Genomic DNA, 16,469 nt, shown 5'->3' with positions numbered 1-16,469 from the left:
CGGATACCGCGGCTCCCTCCGGCGGTCGTCGCCGACCGTGACAGGTGTCAACATAGATAGTTAGACGGTTCGCTTAAGAGTCTCCTGGGTGATATCGGGGACGAACCATGTCACGGAGTGACTGCCACCGGTCGCGACGGGTCACAGGGAGGGGTCGATAGCCATGTCCGAGGACGGCTCCCCCCTCGAATCCCGGCTGACCGAACAGGAGTACTTCCGGCCGCCGACGGAGTTCGTCGGTCAGGCCAACGTCAGCGACCCGGAGATCTACGACCGCTTCGACGAGAACTACCCCGAGGCCTTCGAGGAGTACGCCGAACTCCTCGACTGGGACGAACACTGGGACGAGGTGCTCGACGACTCGAACCCGCCGTTCTACGAGTGGTTCACGGGCGGGCAACTCAACGCCTCGTACAACTGCATCGACCGCCACCTCGACGAGCGCAAGAACCAGGCGGCGTTCATCTGGGAGGGCACCGACGCCGAAGAGCGCGAGACGATCACCTACCAGGACCTGTACAACCGCGTCAACGAGACCGCCGCCGCCCTGCGCGACGTGGGCGTCGAGGAGGACGACGTGGTCACCTGCCACCTCCCGATGCTCCCCGCGCTGCCGGTGACGATGCTGGCCTGCGCCCGCATCGGCGCGCCCCACTCGGAGGTGTTCGCGGGCTTCTCCGCGCAGGCGCTGGCCGACCGCATCGACGACGCCGACTCCGACGTGGTCGTCACCTGCGACGGCTACTACCGCCGCGGCGAGTTCCTCAACCACAAGGAGAAGTGCGACGAGGCCCTGGAACTGGCCGACTCGGACGTCGACACGGTCGTCCTCTGGACCCGCCACGACGAGCTCCACGAGGACGTGGAGATCGGCAGCGACGACCCGTACGTGCTGGCCGACGACCTGCTGGCCGACAACGAGCGCGCCCGCGTCGACCCCGTCTCCCGCGACGCCGAGGACCCCCTGTTCCTCATGTACACCTCCGGGACCACGGGCCAGCCGAAGGGCTGCCAGCACCGCACCGGCGGCTACCTCTCCTACGTCACCGCCACCAGCAAGTACGTGCTCGACATCGAGCCCGAGGACACCTACTGGTGCGCGGCCGACATCGGGTGGATCACCGGCCACTCCTACATCGTCTACGGCCCCCTCTCGCTCGGGACGACCTCGGTGATGTACGAGGACACGCCGGACCACCCCCACAAGGGTCGCATCTGGGAGATCGCCGAGCGCTACGACGTAGACATCTTCCACACCTCGCCGACGGCCGTGCGGATGTTCATGAAGTGGGGCTCGGAGTACGTCGAGGACTACGACTTCGACTTCCGCCACATGACCACGGTCGGCGAGCCCATCCAGCCCGAGGCGTGGCTGTGGTACTACAAGCACATCGGCGACGAGGACGCCGTCATCGTCGACACGTGGTGGCAGACCGAGACCGGCGGCCACCTCATCACGAACCTCCCCGCGCTGAAGGACATGAAGCCCGGCTCGGCCGGCCTGCCGGCCCCGGGCATCCAGCCCGCCCTCTACGACGACAGCGGCGAGCCGATGGAGCCCGCCAGCGGCAAGGCGGGCAACCTCGTCATCGAGAAGCCCTGGCCCGGGATGTTACAGACCGTCTACGGCAACGACGAGCGGTTCATCGAGGAGTACTGGCAGGACTTCTCGGACACCGACAGCTCCGACCCCGAGGACTGGGTGTACAAGGCCGGCGACGGCGCCGTCCACGAGGAGGACGGCTACTTCCGCGTGCTCGGCCGCCTCGACGACGTGATGAACGTCGCCGGGCACCGCCTCGGGACCATGGAGCTCGAATCCGCCGTCTCCGAGGTCGAGGACGTGGCCGAGGCCGCCGTCGCCGCCCGCGACCACGACGAGAAGGGCGAGGTGCCCGACGTGTACGTCGTCGTCCGCGAGGGCGTCTCCGCCAGCGACGAGGCGGTCCGCGACCGCATCGTCGAGGCGGTCGAGGACGAGATCGGGAAGTTCGCCCGCCCCGCTCGCGTGGTCTTCGTCGACGACCTGCCGAAGACCCGCTCGGGCAAGATCATGCGCCGCTTGCTGGAGAACATCTCCAACGGCGACGAACTCGGCGACACCACGACGCTGCGTGACCCGAGCGTCCCCGAGGAGATCCGCGACCAGGTCCACGGCGACGACTAAGAACCATCTTTTTCGCCAGGGGGTTTCCTCGTTCGGCCTTCGGCCTCACTGCGGGAACCCCCCGGCCAAAAACATGGGTGAAAAAGCGCGGCTCGCTCGTTTCACTCGCTCGCCGCGAGGAACCGCCTCGCTTCGCTCGGCGGATGCTTAGTACAGACAAAGTATTTACTGAACGCAAGATCAGTCTTGATATGGAGCTATCACGACGCGGTTTTCTCTCGGCGCTCGGAGCGGCAATCTCTTTCTCCATTAGCGGATGCTCGTCTGACTCATCTGAGTCGCCTACTCCCGCGACTACAGTCAAGGGAACGAGACAATCGTCGCCGCCAGTAAGACAGTCACTGACACAGACCGCTACACACACGACTGAACCGATCTCTACGCCACGGAACTGTCCCGACGAACCACTTGTTGACGACGCCGAACGAGATGACATCCCATCCGTCCCGGAGCCACCGGAATCACTTGATGACGAGGCCGCACTAGCCGAGTACGTCGCGGACTATGAGAAGGCGTATCAGTGGCAGGAGTGGAAGGGATACGGCGAGAAGATTCACGAGCTCGTTCTGGAGATCGAGCCGGAAGTGACTCAACTCACCGACACCGCAGTGATCGTCAAGTCAGATTTCGCCTTAGTATCCGGGCGAGTCGACCACACTGGTGACGGGACGCCTGGCCACTTCGACGGCGCGCCCTACGCCGTCAGATACCTCCTGACTCCCGAAGCGGTCTGGCGGACTGCGGAACGGTACGAGGCTATTCGTACCGCGCCCGAACCCGATCCGCGCGAAAACGGTGTACTCTTAGAGTGTTACTGACAAATTGGGCACCCTATTGACAGAAACCGGGAATCTGTCCGTCACGTCTATGTCTCGCTCCGCTCGCAGATATTCAATTTGCACCACGAACTGAACACCCTCCAGCGAGCCCTCGCGTAGCTCGCGAACGCCGGGACGGTTCGATACCGAGCCCTCTATTTGGGCGGAGAACCGAGACCGGAACATGGACAGACGGGCGTTCCTCGGGAGCCTGGGCGGCGTCGCCGTCGCGACCACGCTGGCCGGCTGCGGACAGGGAAGCGCGGACTCCGGGGACTACGACGTGGGGATGACCACCCGGAAGTTCACCCCGGCGCAGGTCGAGGTGCCGCCGGGCACCACCGTCCGCTGGAAGAACACGAGTTCCCACGCCCACACCGTCACCGCATACGAGGACGGGATCCCGGACGACGCCGAGTTCTGGGCGACCGGCGAGTTCGACTCCCAGGCCGCCGCCGAGGAGGGGTGGCTCGGCGGCAACGAGGGGGCGCTCTACGAGGGCGAGACCTACGAGCGCACCTTCGAGACCGTCGGCACGCACAGCTACTTCTGTATCCCCCACGAGGCCAGCGGCATGGTCGGGACGGTCCTCGTCAGCGAGGACGCGACCGCCCCGGGGTCCGAGACGAGCACGTCGACGGACGCGTAGCTCGCGGGCGTCGGGTCGGCGGGCCGAAAGAAATCGAAAATCGGAACGCGTACGCCGTCAGTCGGTGGATTCGTCGACCGCGACCTCGTCCTCCTCGACGTCGACGGAGGTCTCCTCCTCGGCGGCGACTTCCTCGGGGCGGGCCTCGAGAGTCAGCTTCTGGATCTCCACGCGGCGCAGCGGGTAGATCGTCTTCGCCTCGTTGTAGATGGCCGAGGAGAGCCGTCCCTCGACGACGCTGTCGACGAGTTCGGCGTAGGTGCGCTCCCGGGCGCTCTCCTCGACGAGATCGATCATCTGACGGCGGATCGCCTTCTCCTGGCTCTCGTCGGCGCTCTTGGTAGTGAGCGCGACGGGCTGGATCTGGACGCGGTAGTCGTCCTCGGTGAGGACGGTGATGTACGCCTCGATCTTCGAGGAGCCGCGGCGCACGAGCGAGCGCAGGTAGTCCCGCGTCAGCTCGTGTTTGATGAACTCGGTGTACGCCGAGTCCGAGGCGACCTCGTTGACCTTGAAGGTCAGCTTGGTGTTGTTCTCGCTGGCCTCGCCGCGCAGCTCGCCCAGCGTCGTCTCGATGGTGCGGCCGAGCACCTTGTCCGGTTCGTCCGCGACGGTCTCGCCCAGCTCCTCCCGGTCGAACTGCTCGGGAGCGATAAGGGTGTACCATCGCTTCTCCTGCTTGCGTCGTGAAACTGATCGTTCGCTCATGTGTTGGTGTCTGTGTCGGTGTCGTCTGTCCGCGCTGTGCTGTCCGTCTCGTGGTCCGATTCGCCGCCCGTCCCGTGGTCCGGTCCGCCCTCCGCGCCGAGTCGGTCCGCGACCCGGCAGTTGACGACGTAGTCGTCGACCGTCGACCGCAGGCCGCGCGTGCCATCGCGGGCGACCGTCGTCACGACCGCCTCGCCCTCGACCCGCGTCGCCATCTCGGCGGTGTTGTCGGGGGCGACGGCAGCGGCGACCCGCTCGGCGGCGTCGTCGTCGCCGTGAGCCGTCGTGATCGTCGCCCGTCTCATAGCGCCTCCCTGACCGCGGTGATGAACGCGCCGGTCTCCACGTCGAAGCGGGCGCGGCCGGTCGTTCCGGTCGCCGCCGCACGGCCGTCGACGCCCTCGGCGGCCGTCGAGAGGATCGGTCCGAGGTCCCGGTCGTCGGCGACGAGCGCCGCCGCGCCCTCCGTGACGGCGAGCGTCACGGGCTCGGGCGAGCGGTAGGCGTGGACGAGCCGTGCGAGCGTGGCGACCGGTGCGTCGGCCGTCTCCGCGCGCGCGACGAACAGCCCGTCGTAGCGGCCGGTCGTCGCGTCGCCGACGGCGGCGTGCGCGCGACGGGCGTGGGCGCGCCACGCGTCGAGCGCGGCCTCCTCCACGTCGTGACCGAGCGCGAGCGCGACGCCGGTGCCGGGTCGTTCCCGGGCGACGGCGTCGAGCACGTCGGCGTAGCCGCCGACCGTCGCGAACGGGCCCCCGTCGAAGGGGCGCAGCGCCCGCTCGACGGCGTGCCCGCCCCGCGGCGGGACCGAATCGTCGCCGACGGTCCGCAGCGCGACCAGCGAGGCGACCCGCCGGCGGGCCGCCTCGTCGAGAGTCGCCGCGTCGACCCGTGGTTCGTCCGCCTCGGCGTCGTCGACGGCGACTCCCGCGGCGTCGAGCGCCGCGGCGACCGCCTCGGGGTCACTCGAGAACGGCGCGCGGACGAGCGTCGAGTGGGCGAGTCCGTCGACCAGGTCGGTCGTCGGGACGGCCACGCCCGGTCGGCGTTCGATCCCCGCAGCCTCGGCGGCCTCGGCGACAGCCCCGCCGACGGCGCGTCCGTCGGCGACGCAACCCGCGAGCGCGAGTGCCACGTCCGGCTCCGCGTCGAGTTCGCGCGCGACCGCGAAGGCCGTCTCGCTGGCCGGCTCCGCGCCGGCGGCGATCGAGCAGTCGGCGACCGGGTCGGCGCGTCCGACGGCGACGGTCAGGTCGGCGTCGGTGGCGCGCTCGGCGTCGGCAGGGAGGTCCGCGACCGAGACCTGGAACGGTCGGTCGCGGTCGGCCAGCGCCCGCGCGAGGACGCCGCTGGCGGCCAAGGCGTCGCCGGTCGCGGCGCCGACCAGCCGGACGAAGCCGGCCTCGCGGAGCCGTCCGGCGAGTTCGCCGGCGGCGGGGGCGTCCTCGGAGCGGGCGGTGGCTGACATCTATTCGAGGAGTTCGGCGACCTCGTCGTAGCTGTAGGTGAACTCCTCGTCGAGCTCGTCGCCGCGGTAGTAGTCGACCAGGCGGCGGATCTTCGACTCGGTGTTCTGGAGCGCGCGCTTGTTCTGGTGGTCGCCGGGGTTGTCGTCCATGTGCTCGTGCAGGCGGACGGCCCGTTCGAACAGGTTGCGCAGGTCCTCCGGCAGCTCCGGCTCGGCGTCGTGCTCCTCGAGGATCTCGGTGATCTTCTTGCCGGTGGCGAGGGAGACGTCCGGGACGGGCGTCCCGTTGACGCCCTCGTCGCGCAGCTTCAGGCCGATCTGGCTCGGGTCGTGGCCCTGCTCGGCGAGTTCGACGACGCGCTCCTCGATGGCGTCCTCGTCCACGTCACTCCACTCCGGGGGTTCGTCTGCCGCCGGCTTGTCCGAGCTGGACGAGCCGCGACGGCGGGTGTGCATTCGTGCCATGTGTCTGGTTGGAACGCGACTGACCGCTGGTCGGCGGTCTGCGAGACCGCGCGATGCGTGTGTGCGCCGCGCGTTTCGCGGAGGCGAAACGGTCGATCGGCGCGAACACGGCCGCAATCCCGAGCTGTGCAAGTACACAGCGAGTCAGATTTGCGGTCGTGCGTTCCCACCGGAGAGTCCCGCTTGCGACACTAAACGGTTTCTATCGTCCGCGGCGGCCGTCCCGACCGTCACGGACCGACCCGCCGCGGGATCCATCGATGTCCGCATCCGCGCCCCGAGACGCCGTCGGACCTCGAACGGGCGGAAATATAATTGATATTACCACTCCATTCTCAGATTTGATATCAGGGTCCGCGCGCTTATTGAGGACGGAGCGGAACGGTGGACAGATGCCGACGAGTCACGACAGGCGGGGAGTGAGCAGCGTACTGGGGGTCGTGTTGCTGTTCGCCATCGTCGTCGGGGGGACCGCTGTTGTTCTGACGGTCGGTGCGACGGCGCTGGACGACACGCGCGGGCAGCTTGACACGGGCCGCGCGGAGAAGACCCTGACGCAGTTCGACTCGCGGAGCGCGATGGTCGCGCTCGGCGGGACGAGCCGCCAGGGCGTCGATCTGTCGACCGTCCCCGGCGCCGCCTACGGGGTCGACGACTCGGTGGGCTGGATGAACGTCACCATCTACAACCGGACCGCCGACGAGCGGAAGACGCTCACCAACGTGACGCTGGGCGCCGTCCGCTACGAGAACGGCGACCGGACGATCGCCTATCAGGGCGGCGGGGTCTGGAAGGGGACCGAGGCGGGGGCGACCATGCTCTCGCCGCCGGAGTTTCACTTCCGGGGGGCCACCCTGACGCTGCCGATCATCACCGTGAGCGGCACGCCGACCCTCGGGTCGGGCGCGACGGTCAGCAAGGCCGGGCCGACCCGGGTCCGCTACCCGAACGCGACCGCCGACCCCCACTTCACCAACCCGCTGGAGTCGGGCCACGTGAACGTCACCGTCCACAGCGAGTACTACGAGGCGTGGGGGCGCTTTTTCGCCCAGCGGACCGAGGGCAACGTCAGCTACGACCACGCCAGGGGGACCGCCCGCGCGAAACTGGTCGTCCCGTTCGACGAGGGCTACGACCAGGTCCTCGCGACGACCCAGCCCGGCGGGATCCGGATGAACGGCGAAGACGACGACCCGCCGGACCGGTCGGCGACCGGCGTCAACTACCCGCTCGTCGACGACCGCATCGAGGACCGCATCGACGAGTGCGAGAGCGACGCCGACGCCTGCGAGGACCTCCCCTCCGGCGACCCCATCACGATCACGAGCGGGGACACCTACTTCACGGATTCGTATCTCTCCGAGTCGATCGAGATCGACAACCCCGGCGACGACGTCACGATCGTCGTCGACGAGAACTTCAGCCCGAGCGAGATCACGATCGACAGCGACCACAACACGACGGTCCTCGTCGGCAAGTCCTTCACCATGGGATCGAACGACTTCCACAACAACGGCGGGCAGGCGAGCGACCTCTCGGTGGTCATGCACTCGAACGGCGCGGTCAACGGCAACGGGAACTTCAGGTTCGTCGGCCTGCTGTACGCGCCCGGTTCGGACTGCAACATGAACGGCGGCGGGGCGGTCGAGCCGAACATCGTCGGCGGCGCCGTCTGCGAGAGTGTCACGGTCAACGGCAACCCCAACGACTTCGACTACGACCCCAGCGTCGCGAACACCGACCTCGAACTGACCGGCGACGTGACACCGGTCACCTACCTCCACGTGACCGAGAACCCCGTCAACGTCACCGGCAAGTGACCGGACGGCTCGGTCGCCCGCGGCCGCGTCAGGGCTTCAGCTCGACCGCGATCCGGACTTCGGTGACGTAGAGCTGTTCGGGCGGGTCGTCGAGGTGGCAGGTGACCGTGTCGGTCCCAGACGGGGAACAGGTCAGGGCCGGGTCCCGGCCGAGCATCTTCAACCAGAGGTCGCTCCTGTCGGAGGTGACGTTGATCCACACGTCGTCGTAGGTGCCCTCGTCGTCGGCCACCGGGACCAGCCGTTCGTTGGCCCGCGCCCGGACCAGGACCGTCGAGCTCTGGAGCTGCTGGCGGGTGTCGGTCGCCGAGACGGTCGTGACGACCGGGATCATGGTCCGCTCCTCGTCGAACACCGGCGACCACGACTGGACGACCGTACCGCCCCGCGGGTCGTCGCGGAAGATGGCGCCCATCACGTAGACGAGCTCCGTGTCGCCGTCGTCGTAGACGATCGGATGGATCTTGTGGGTCCGGTTCTCTAGGAACGACGGGTCCCCCGGGCCCCGGTCCGGGTCGCGGACGGTGACGACCGTCTCCTCTCCGAGCGAGAGCGACGCGTCCTCGAGGCTGATCTCGGTGGCGCGGCTGGGCGCCCCGCGCTCGGCGATGTCGCCCATGTTGTCCGAGAGGACCTCCATCGCGCGCACGGCGTTGTCGGTCTGCTGGGCGTCGCGGGCGGCTTCGAGTCCGGCGAGCCCGGACAGCGAGACGATCGCGACGACGGTCGCGATCATCCCGAAGACCATCACGAACCCGACGATGTCGCTCACGCCGCGCTCGCCGTCGACGGGTCCGCTCATCCGCGCACCTCCAGGTGCGGGTCGTCGGGCTCGTCGGGGTCGCCGGGCTCGCCCTCGTCGTAGACCACGCTGACGTCGCCGCCGGAGACCGAGCCGGTCGCCACCGCCGTGTCGGTCTCGAACCGGACCGACACGCTGACCGACGGGTCGGCCGTCGAGAGGTTCAACCACTGGCCCGACCCGGTGTCGGCCACCTCGATATTGTAGCCCGCGCCGGCGACAGTCCCCGGGAGCGACGCGTTGACCGCGACGGTCTCCGTGCTCGCGCCGGCCCGCGCGAGCCTGTCCGCGGCGACGACGTCGCCGGCGAGTTGCTGGCCGACGACGCCGAGTTCCGTCCGGACGACCTCCGAGCGCTGCTGGGTCACGAAGTCCCCCGCCGTCACCAGCAGTCCGGTGATGACCAGCGACGCGACCGCCAGCGCGAGCGTGTACTCGAGCGCCGTCGACTGGCCGCGGTTCGCGCTCGGGAGGCCGCCGTCGTCCGGGCTGCCGTCGTGCAGACCGTCGTCACCACTCCCCGGGCGCCGGCGGGGCCGCGGCGGAGGGCTACCCACGTCTCTCACCCGGCCCGACCCGAACCGTCGACCGGTAGCGGAGGTCCGGCGACCAGTAGACGAGGTCGACCTCCATCGAGTAGAGTATCTCGGTCTTCTGGGCGTCGGTCACCTCGGAGCCGGCGGTCCCGTCGACGACCATCGTGTAGTCGCCGCTCGCGACCGACCCGTTCTCGAACCGGAGGTCGTACGGACCGGACACCCCCTCCAGGTCGAGCGCGTCACAGTCGTCCCCGTCGACGGTGCCCGCCGCGAAGTCGACGGTGAAGTCGCCGGTTATCGTCGAGTCACACACCGAGTACGTCCCCGAATCGTTGACGCCGACCGTGTACGACGACCCGTCGTGCGAGACGTTCATGAACCAGGTTTCGCTATCGCCGGCGACGACCTGGAGGTCGTCGCTGTCGGGGTCGGGCCACCCCTTCACGTCGAGGCGAAACGTGTGAAACTGCCGCACGTCCGTCGCCACGTCCCAGTCGTCGAGGCCGCTGTCGGACCCGAACGTACCGTCGGTGTCCGTGACGTTGACGCCCGGGTTCGTCCGGGCGACGCTGACGTTGGTGATCTGCCCGTGGGCCGCCTGCTGGCGCCGCGTCGCGTTGTAGTACACCTCGACGGAGTCCCGGACGCTCCGGTTGAGGGCGTCGCGGTCGCCGCTGTGTGCGTCGTGGGCGTAGCGGAACGAGTCGGCCGCCATCGTCGCCGTCGCCCGGTGGAACGCGTGGGCGTTCGCGGTCTCGGCGGACTCGCTGCGCGTCGCCAGGTTCTCCGTGTAGATGGCGGCGTTCATCACCAGCGCCAGCGCGACGAACGCGACGGCCAGCGCGAACGCCCCGACCAGGATCATCTGTCCGCGGCGGTCCCGGCGGTCCCAGCGGTCGGCACGCGGCCTCAGATCCGCCACACGACCACCTCCACGTTGATCACGTTGTAGACCCCGGCGCTCGACTGCCGCGGCGCGAAGTACGTCGACTCGTCGCTGACCGTCGTCCCCGTCGGGTCGCCGTTCCCGTCGCGGATCTCGTCGTCGGCCATCAGCGACAGCGCCCACGTCGCCCGGACCGCGTGGTCGCTCGGCGCGCCCTGGTCGACGTACTCCCGGGTCCGGATCCGTCCGTCCGCGCCCTGGTAACGCAGGTAGACGTTGTAGGCGATACCCTGGCGGTCGAACGACCGTTCGAGCATCTCCCCGAAGCGGTTGGGCGGCGCCCCGGTCGTGAAGTGGCCCGCGTCCGGCGCGTGGTGGAACTGCTCGCTCTCATCGTTCCACGAGAGCACCGCGCGTTCGAGCGCGCCCGTCTCGGCGGCCGAGGCGAGCACCCCCCGAGCCGTCGCCCCCTGCTGGTTCTCGATGTGCTGGCTCGACGTGCTCGCTGACAGCGGCGTCACCGCCGTCATCTCCAGGGCGAACACGACCGCCGACAGCACGATCAACGCCGAGACCACGCCCTCCAGCGTGTGGGCCTGTCCCCGGTCGCTTCGCCCCGGGTCGCTCCGTCCCCGGTCGCACGGCGGCCTGGCCGGTCGTCCGCCGTCCGGCGGTCGACGGACGGTCACCACATCACCACCCGCACCGTGACGTCGTATCCGTCGAGCAGCGCGACCCGCTGGGCGCTGACCGTCTTCCCGCCGCTGCCCGCGGGATTCGACCCGTCGGCGAGAACGGTCTCGCCGCCCGCGCCCGAGCACTCGACGAGCTCCGAGGCGCTGTCGTCCCAGCAGAGGATCGCGTCCTCGCTCGACCCCAGGTCGCCGCTGATCGTCACGTTCACCGGCGTCCGGTCGAGGACGCCGACCCGCTGCTGGATGGGGTCGCCGTCGAACCCGCACCGCGAGTACCCCTCGTCGAAGAACGCCCGGGTGCACTCGCCGTCGAGCACGTACGGCGCGGTCGCGTTGCCCAGCGACCGCTGGGTGAGGTCGTCCGCGACGCGGTTGGTCGCCGGCGTCTCCGACTGGCCGCCGTCCGAGAACGGGTCCAACATCCCCGGCACGAACGCCAGCGCGAACGTCAGCGCCAGCAGGAAGATGCTCATCCCGATCGCGAAGTCCAGCGTCGTCTGCCCGCGCCGGCCGCGCCGCTCGCTACCCCTGACTCGTCGTGGTCCCCCGTCCCGGACGGCGGACCCGGTGGTGTCCCCGTTTGCTGACATCGTGTGTCTCCGACGGCGGTCCCGGCGTCGCTTTCGTCCCCCGAACGACGCCCGAACCGGACCGTGCCTGTCGTGTGGAATGGGATTCCCGGTTATATCCGTTGGCCCCTCGTTTCAGAAATTGATACCACCACGATCGGAAATATTACATAACGCGTGGTAGTCGCTGGCGAGGCTCCGGTGCTTCGATGGGTTTATGAAACAGTCCCGGTAACCGTAATTTGCGTGCGGGCTCGTAGATCAGTGGTAGATCATCCCCCTGGCACGGGGAAGGCCCCGGGTTCAAATCCCGGCGAGTCCACTCACAGACCGCCGCCGTGGCGGTATCCGACTCGACCCGGAGACAGTTTCTGACGCGGCCGATATCGACACTTCCAGTCAGTCGGCCGTTCCCTCTCGAAAGCGAGGGCGTTCGGATCCCGAACGCGGGTCGCCGCCGTCCGGCGATCGCGCGAGGGACTGGCGGCCAGTCTGCAACTACTGCGGCGGGTGGATCGACCACGACCACCAGCAGTGTAACGCGCTCGACGACGGGAGGTGTCGGCCGTGAGCCGGGCCGAGAGCGGCGGGCCCGTCGACTTCCCCGATCGGATCGACCCCGGAACCGGGCTAACGTTCCCGCCGAAGTGGACGCTGTCGACGAGTTGGCAGCGAGCACAGCGCGAGACGGGCCGAGGCGGAGCCGTGAACGCAGCCGAGCGCATGGTGTGGCTCTCCGAGGGCGACGAGCCCCACCGCGTCACGTGGGCGCTCACGGGCCGCACGCTCGTCGCTGACTGCGACTGCCGGGGCTACCAGTACCGAGAGTGGTGCGCCCACGTCGCGCGCCTCTGGTGGCGCTGGTGTCGCGGCCGACTCGTCGTCGAGCACGTCGATACCGGGCGCGAGTACCGCCACCCGCCCGCGTGGCTCGACCTCGACGCCGATCCCGACGAGTTCACCGAGATGACCGGCGCGGAGATGGACGCCTACCTGGTGTGCGAGATCGCGGGCGTCGGCGTCCGCGAGTACGCCGACCACACCGACCGCGCGCCCGGCACGGTCGGGAACCTACTCCGCCGAGCCCGGGACAAGGTCGGAGGTGTCGAGCGGTGAGCCCCGCGCCCGCCCACCCGCGCACGAAGCCACCTTCCAGCATCCCCGGGGGGCGTGGTACCCACACTCCGAGTCGCGACCAGAATCGCAACACGGCGGAGGTGCTACCCCCTGGTACCACCCGCCCCGAGATGTGTACCAGTCGGAGGTGGGTCTGATGGCGCGGATGCAGAACGACGACGAGAGCCGGCGGCGGAAGCAGGTCAAGTTCCGAGCCGACGAGAGCCTCGTTGAAGACTTCGACGAGGCTATCAGCGTCTCACGGTCCGAAGCGCTCCGCCAGATGATGGAAGCGCGGATCGACCAGGGCGACGATCTCGACGTTCCCGATGACGACGAACTCGCGAAGGCGTACCGGTGGCTTGTCTCCTACACGAACCGGCGCGGGAAGGCGACCGTCCGCCTCGGCGTTGCGGAGAATCGGCTGTCGCAGAAACTCGGATACGACCAAACCGGCGTCCGGTCGGAGATCCTGTACCCGCTCCAAGAGCGCGGATACATCAAGACGAACCACGGTCCACCCGGCTACCAGGGTGACGGCTGGATAAAGGTCCGCGAGATCCGGAGGAACTCATGACCGAGGGCGGTAAGTCTGTGAACGGTGTTGAGCGTTCGTTCCGGCTGAACCAGCCGTCTGGGTTCATGCTGGTCGCCGAGGACCTGACGCAGCTCCTCGACGCCGCGGTCAACGGCGCCGACTACCCGATGCAGGTCAACGTCAGCATCGAGATCGACGCGCCCGAGCCCGAAGGAGAGTGTGAGTATCACGGCTGCGAGAAGGACGCCGAAACCGTCGTCTACTTCGAGAATCTGGACACGTGGAACGACAACTGCGCCGGCCACGCCGGCGTCGTGGTCCAGAGACACGACGACGCCCGGACGCTCGGAGGTGACGCTTAGATGGCGGACGATACTGAGCGAGTTGAGTCGGCAGACGATGCGGAGATCGCGGACCAGAAGCCGAAGAAAAAGTGCGAGTGGACGGAGTCCTACGGACGTGGGAAATGCGGCGAGACCGCCGTCAAAGCGGTCTGGAAACGCGTCGACTCTCGCGTGAACGAACACGGCGTCTTCATCGCGACCAAGGTGCGTCCTGTGTGGGTCTGCGAGGATCACGCCAGCCGCGGTCAGGATGTCCCTGACGCCGAGGCAGAGGTGGTGACGCACCGATGACGGGCGGCACTGACCGATCGGTCGACCGTCACGGACGGGTCGCGAACGACCCCGACGAGTTCCGAGCGAGTACCGACGAGTTGGAGACCTTCGACGCGGGACTCGGGCTCGGGTACTTCCGACGGCTGGAGGTACTTCTCGACGCCTGCCCGCTCGATATCTACGCCGCGTCGTCACTCAAGCACCCGTGGCCGTACCGGCTTCAGAACGCCGCGGAGTGCTACCCCGCGTCGTTCTGGCGGTCGCAGGATCGGATCATGGACTCCGCGATCGGCGAGGACCTCACGAACGAGGATGTGCTCGCCCACGCGGTCGAGCGGCACGCGACCGCGGTCGTCGCGAAGGACTACCTCCACGACCAGGAGGCAACCACTGAGAGCATCCGCGAGTTTGCCGACCTCCACGACCGGGAGGAGCACCCGCGGGCCTACGTCCCGCTGCAACCGCCGTACGACGAGCACGTCGCCGAGGTCTACCCGATCATCGAGGAGTCGCACCTGTCCCACCGATACATGCTCGGCGGGCTCGCGAACGCCAGCCCGGAGGAGCGCATCGACGGCCTCCTCGCGTTCCGCACCGAGGTCGGCGACGGGCCGACCGCGCACGGGCTCGGTTGGGGCCTCGACGACGAGCTGGTCGAGACACTCCGCGAGGGGCCGTCGCTGTTGGACTCGGTCGACAACTCCAGCCCGTCGCAGGCGGTTCAGAACGACCAGATCCTCGATAAGCACTGGCGAGCGAAGCCGTGCCGGCACGTCGACGGTCAGTACCAGAACGCCGTCGGCGGGGCCTTCGAGTTCGCCATGTTGGTTCAGGCGACCCACCGGCTGACGGACTACAACGACGACTTTCAGAAGCGGACAGACCAGCGGAATCTCGCGGAGTTCGGAGGTGCTACAGCCGATGACTAAGTTCGTGCTCGTCGGCTGTGGTGCCGCGAAGCGGGACCGCGACCACGGCAAGAAGTGGCCGGCTAAGGACCTCTACACCTCCACGTACTTCGAGAAGAAACGCGAGTACGCGGAGACGCTGGGTGACCAGTGGGCTGTCCTCTCGGCCGAGCACGGTCTCGTCTGGCCCGACCAGAAGCTACGGCCCTACGAGACCAGCATCGACGACCTCGACGACGACGCGCTCGACGAGCTGGCTTACGAAGTCGGGATGGACCTGATCGACTGGATCGCCTGGGAACAGGCCGACGGCGTGGAAGTCGACGAAATCGTGGTACTCGCTGGGAAAAAGTACATCGACCCGCTCCGAGAGCGCGAGACGTTCCACGCGGGAGTTCCGGCGAACGTCGTCTTCCCACTCCAGCAGAACGACCTGGGTGGCATCGGTGAGCAGATGGGTTGGTTGAAAGACCGCGTCGAAACCACCCGTCAGACGACTTTAGTTCCCGATGGAGGACCGTGCAACCAGCGATACGTAGGCACGGGAACTGAGCGATGACCGACGAAAGAGACGGCCCGTTTGAGACGAAATCGTTCGGCCTACTCCGGCGTCCGGTCTGCTGGTTCCGCGGTCACCAATGGGCCAAGGCACGCCGGTACGACCGGCACGCGAGACGTGTTGAACCGTGCTGGGCCTGCGAGCGGTGCGGTAAGTCCCGCTGGCGTCCGTCGGGGGAGTACTGAACGATGACCGACACCGACCACCTGAGCCGTGTCGACGCCCGCGCTGTCGACGCGCTCACGGACCTGCGACAGACGCATCTCTCGGACCTGCGGCGGCGGTAGAAGGGCCGGCTGGTTAGCTTTCAGACTTTCCAGCCGGAACGAACCGTTCGATCACTGCGGAGAGACGCTTTCTGCGGAGACTCAGAGCGATGAAGAACCCGAGGGCGAAGTCTTTCACGTTCATCGGATCCGCCGTGAAGCTCTCCATCATGCGTACTTCGCCTTCGCTTGTACGCCCTCCGCGACCACCTCGCCCTGGCGGTCGTAGAGCACGCCCGCGTAGTCGGGCTGGGCGTTGATCTCGTCGACCGACGCGCCGTAGTCCGCGAGGTAGTCCGACTGTTCCCGGGCGAGTTCGTAGCACAGCAGGTAGTTCCGCTGTCGGAGGCTCTGCTTGTCGAAGCTCACCGGGTCCTGCGAGATCCCGACGAACTTGATGTTCCGCTTCTCGCCCTCTTTCGTGATGTCCCGCACGTCGTCGCGGCCGGGGAGGTTTCCGTAGTCCTTCGAGGACTGCGGGGCGACCTTGTGCATCTCGTCGAGATAGACGGTCACCGGAAGCTTCCGGTCGGTCCGGTCCGAGACGGACCACAGCCAGTCGGACAACTCCGCGAGGCCGTCGGCGCGGTCGCTCGGCAGGAACTCGATCCGCGACTCGTCGCGAGCGAACCCTTTCTTTACCCCACGGAGCGAGCGGTACGAGCCGGCCGCGTGCGTCTGCACTCCCTCGACGCGGTGTTTTCCGCGGTCGTTCACCCAGATTCCGACCCTCTCCGACTCCGCGAATATCTCCTTCGCCGTCGTCGTCTTGCCCGTCTGCGTGGCCCCCACGATGAACAGGTGTTTGGGGTCGTTCGCCCAGTGAGTCATCTGTCCCTCCCGTACTCCGGCACCTCTCGCTGACAGAGCGGGCACACC

General features: G+C 68.0%; 20 protein-coding genes and 1 tRNA gene. 11 read left to right on the top strand and 10 right to left on the bottom strand.

The window, feature by feature from the left end; genetic code table 11:
• Positions 1-163 precede the first annotated feature (163 nt).
• From acs to ACMGFI_RS12370, 3 genes are all read left to right on the top strand, one after another.
• Positions 164-2,167, top strand: a complete 2,004-nt coding sequence (gene acs, locus ACMGFI_RS12380) for an acetate--CoA ligase (RefSeq protein ID WP_436909977.1) — start codon at positions 164-166, stop codon at positions 2,165-2,167.
• Positions 2,168-2,358: 191 nt separating this feature from the next.
• Positions 2,359-2,985: a hypothetical protein gene (locus ACMGFI_RS12375; RefSeq protein ID WP_436909975.1), complete on the top strand. Its 627-nt coding sequence runs from the start codon at positions 2,359-2,361 to the stop codon at positions 2,983-2,985.
• Between the two features lie 184 nt (positions 2,986-3,169).
• Positions 3,170-3,634: a plastocyanin/azurin family copper-binding protein gene (locus ACMGFI_RS12370; RefSeq protein ID WP_436909974.1), complete on the top strand. Its 465-nt coding sequence runs from the start codon at positions 3,170-3,172 to the stop codon at positions 3,632-3,634.
• Positions 3,635-3,691: 57 nt separating this feature from the next.
• On the opposite strand, the gene ACMGFI_RS12365 is transcribed toward ACMGFI_RS12370, so the two are convergent.
• From ACMGFI_RS12365 to ACMGFI_RS12350, 4 genes are read right to left on the bottom strand one after another with little or no spacing between them, the layout of a single operon-like run.
• Entirely contained in the window at positions 3,692-4,342 is a 651-nt protein-coding gene (locus ACMGFI_RS12365) for a 30S ribosomal protein S3ae (protein WP_436909973.1), read from the bottom strand.
• Complete coding sequence (locus ACMGFI_RS12360) at positions 4,339-4,647, bottom strand: KEOPS complex subunit Pcc1 (RefSeq protein WP_436909972.1); 309 nt, start codon at positions 4,645-4,647, stop codon at positions 4,339-4,341. Before ACMGFI_RS12360 ends, ACMGFI_RS12365 begins: the two co-directional genes overlap by 4 nt.
• Complete coding sequence (locus ACMGFI_RS12355) at positions 4,644-5,810, bottom strand: hypothetical protein (RefSeq protein WP_436909971.1); 1,167 nt, start codon at positions 5,808-5,810, stop codon at positions 4,644-4,646. The genes ACMGFI_RS12360 and ACMGFI_RS12355 overlap by 4 nt, the downstream gene beginning before the upstream one ends.
• Positions 5,811-6,275 (bottom strand): 30S ribosomal protein S15, encoded by a 465-nt coding sequence (locus tag ACMGFI_RS12350; RefSeq protein WP_436909970.1) that lies wholly within the window; start codon positions 6,273-6,275, stop codon positions 5,811-5,813.
• A 392-nt stretch (positions 6,276-6,667) separates the two neighbouring features.
• Between ACMGFI_RS12350 and ACMGFI_RS12345 the strand changes: the two genes are divergently transcribed.
• Positions 6,668-8,095 (top strand): DUF7289 family protein, encoded by a 1,428-nt coding sequence (locus tag ACMGFI_RS12345; protein WP_436909969.1) that lies wholly within the window; start codon positions 6,668-6,670, stop codon positions 8,093-8,095.
• Positions 8,096-8,123: 28 nt separating this feature from the next.
• Here the strand turns inward: ACMGFI_RS12345 and ACMGFI_RS12340 are convergent, their stop codons facing one another.
• The 5 genes from ACMGFI_RS12340 to ACMGFI_RS12320 all read right to left on the bottom strand — a co-directional run bounded on the left by ACMGFI_RS12340 (position 8,124) and on the right by ACMGFI_RS12320 (position 11,607).
• Positions 8,124-8,897: a DUF7289 family protein gene (locus ACMGFI_RS12340; protein WP_436909967.1), complete on the bottom strand. Its 774-nt coding sequence runs from the start codon at positions 8,895-8,897 to the stop codon at positions 8,124-8,126.
• Positions 8,894-9,454: a DUF7266 family protein gene (locus ACMGFI_RS12335; RefSeq protein WP_436909966.1), complete on the bottom strand. Its 561-nt coding sequence runs from the start codon at positions 9,452-9,454 to the stop codon at positions 8,894-8,896. Before ACMGFI_RS12335 ends, ACMGFI_RS12340 begins: the two co-directional genes overlap by 4 nt.
• Positions 9,447-10,358: a DUF7261 family protein gene (locus ACMGFI_RS12330; protein ID WP_436909965.1), complete on the bottom strand. Its 912-nt coding sequence runs from the start codon at positions 10,356-10,358 to the stop codon at positions 9,447-9,449. Before ACMGFI_RS12330 ends, ACMGFI_RS12335 begins: the two co-directional genes overlap by 8 nt.
• Complete coding sequence (locus ACMGFI_RS12325; RefSeq protein WP_436910237.1) at positions 10,346-10,909, bottom strand: DUF7288 family protein; 564 nt, start codon at positions 10,907-10,909, stop codon at positions 10,346-10,348. The genes ACMGFI_RS12330 and ACMGFI_RS12325 overlap by 13 nt, the downstream gene beginning before the upstream one ends.
• Positions 10,910-11,007: 98 nt before the next feature.
• A complete protein-coding gene (locus ACMGFI_RS12320) occupies positions 11,008-11,607 on the bottom strand; it encodes a DUF7287 family protein (RefSeq protein ID WP_436909964.1) in 600 nt (199 codons plus the stop codon).
• A 229-nt stretch (positions 11,608-11,836) separates the two neighbouring features.
• Here ACMGFI_RS12320 and ACMGFI_RS12315 point away from each other — a divergent pair.
• The 7 genes from ACMGFI_RS12315 to ACMGFI_RS12285 all read left to right on the top strand — a co-directional run bounded on the left by ACMGFI_RS12315 (position 11,837) and on the right by ACMGFI_RS12285 (position 15,324).
• Positions 11,837-11,908, top strand: a tRNA-Ala gene (locus ACMGFI_RS12315).
• 245 nt (positions 11,909-12,153) lie between these two features.
• Positions 12,154-12,702, top strand: coding sequence for an SWIM zinc finger family protein (locus ACMGFI_RS12310; RefSeq protein WP_436909963.1), 549 nt, complete (start codon positions 12,154-12,156; stop codon positions 12,700-12,702).
• 157 nt (positions 12,703-12,859) lie between these two features.
• A complete protein-coding gene (locus ACMGFI_RS12305; protein WP_436909962.1) occupies positions 12,860-13,279 on the top strand; it encodes a ribbon-helix-helix domain-containing protein in 420 nt (139 codons plus the stop codon).
• Entirely contained in the window at positions 13,276-13,602 is a 327-nt protein-coding gene (locus ACMGFI_RS12300) for a hypothetical protein (protein ID WP_436909960.1), read from the top strand. The genes ACMGFI_RS12305 and ACMGFI_RS12300 overlap by 4 nt, the downstream gene beginning before the upstream one ends.
• Complete coding sequence (locus tag ACMGFI_RS12295) at positions 13,603-13,875, top strand: hypothetical protein (protein ID WP_436909959.1); 273 nt, start codon at positions 13,603-13,605, stop codon at positions 13,873-13,875.
• On the top strand, positions 13,872-14,786 hold the full coding sequence (locus ACMGFI_RS12290; protein ID WP_436909958.1) for a hypothetical protein: 915 nt from the start codon (positions 13,872-13,874) through the stop codon (positions 14,784-14,786). Before ACMGFI_RS12295 ends, ACMGFI_RS12290 begins: the two co-directional genes overlap by 4 nt.
• The gene (locus ACMGFI_RS12285) at positions 14,779-15,324 is read left to right on the top strand and encodes a DUF6884 domain-containing protein (RefSeq protein ID WP_436909957.1); all 546 of its coding nucleotides are present in this window, start codon (positions 14,779-14,781) and stop codon (positions 15,322-15,324) included. The genes ACMGFI_RS12290 and ACMGFI_RS12285 overlap by 8 nt, the downstream gene beginning before the upstream one ends.
• 434 nt (positions 15,325-15,758) lie before the next feature.
• On the opposite strand, the gene ACMGFI_RS12280 is transcribed toward ACMGFI_RS12285, so the two are convergent.
• Positions 15,759-16,421 carry an ATP-binding protein gene (locus ACMGFI_RS12280; protein ID WP_436909955.1) on the bottom strand — a complete coding sequence of 221 codons (663 nt, stop codon included), beginning with the start codon at positions 16,419-16,421 and terminating at the stop codon, positions 15,759-15,761.
• Between the last annotated feature and the right edge of the window lie 48 nt (positions 16,422-16,469).

It is taken from the genome of Halosimplex marinum (genome assembly GCF_051414075.1).
GTDB lineage: Archaea > Halobacteriota > Halobacteria > Halobacteriales > Haloarculaceae > Halosimplex > Halosimplex marinum.
Note: the sequence above shows the minus strand (reverse complement) of the source record. Positions and strands in the feature narration are given on the sequence as shown.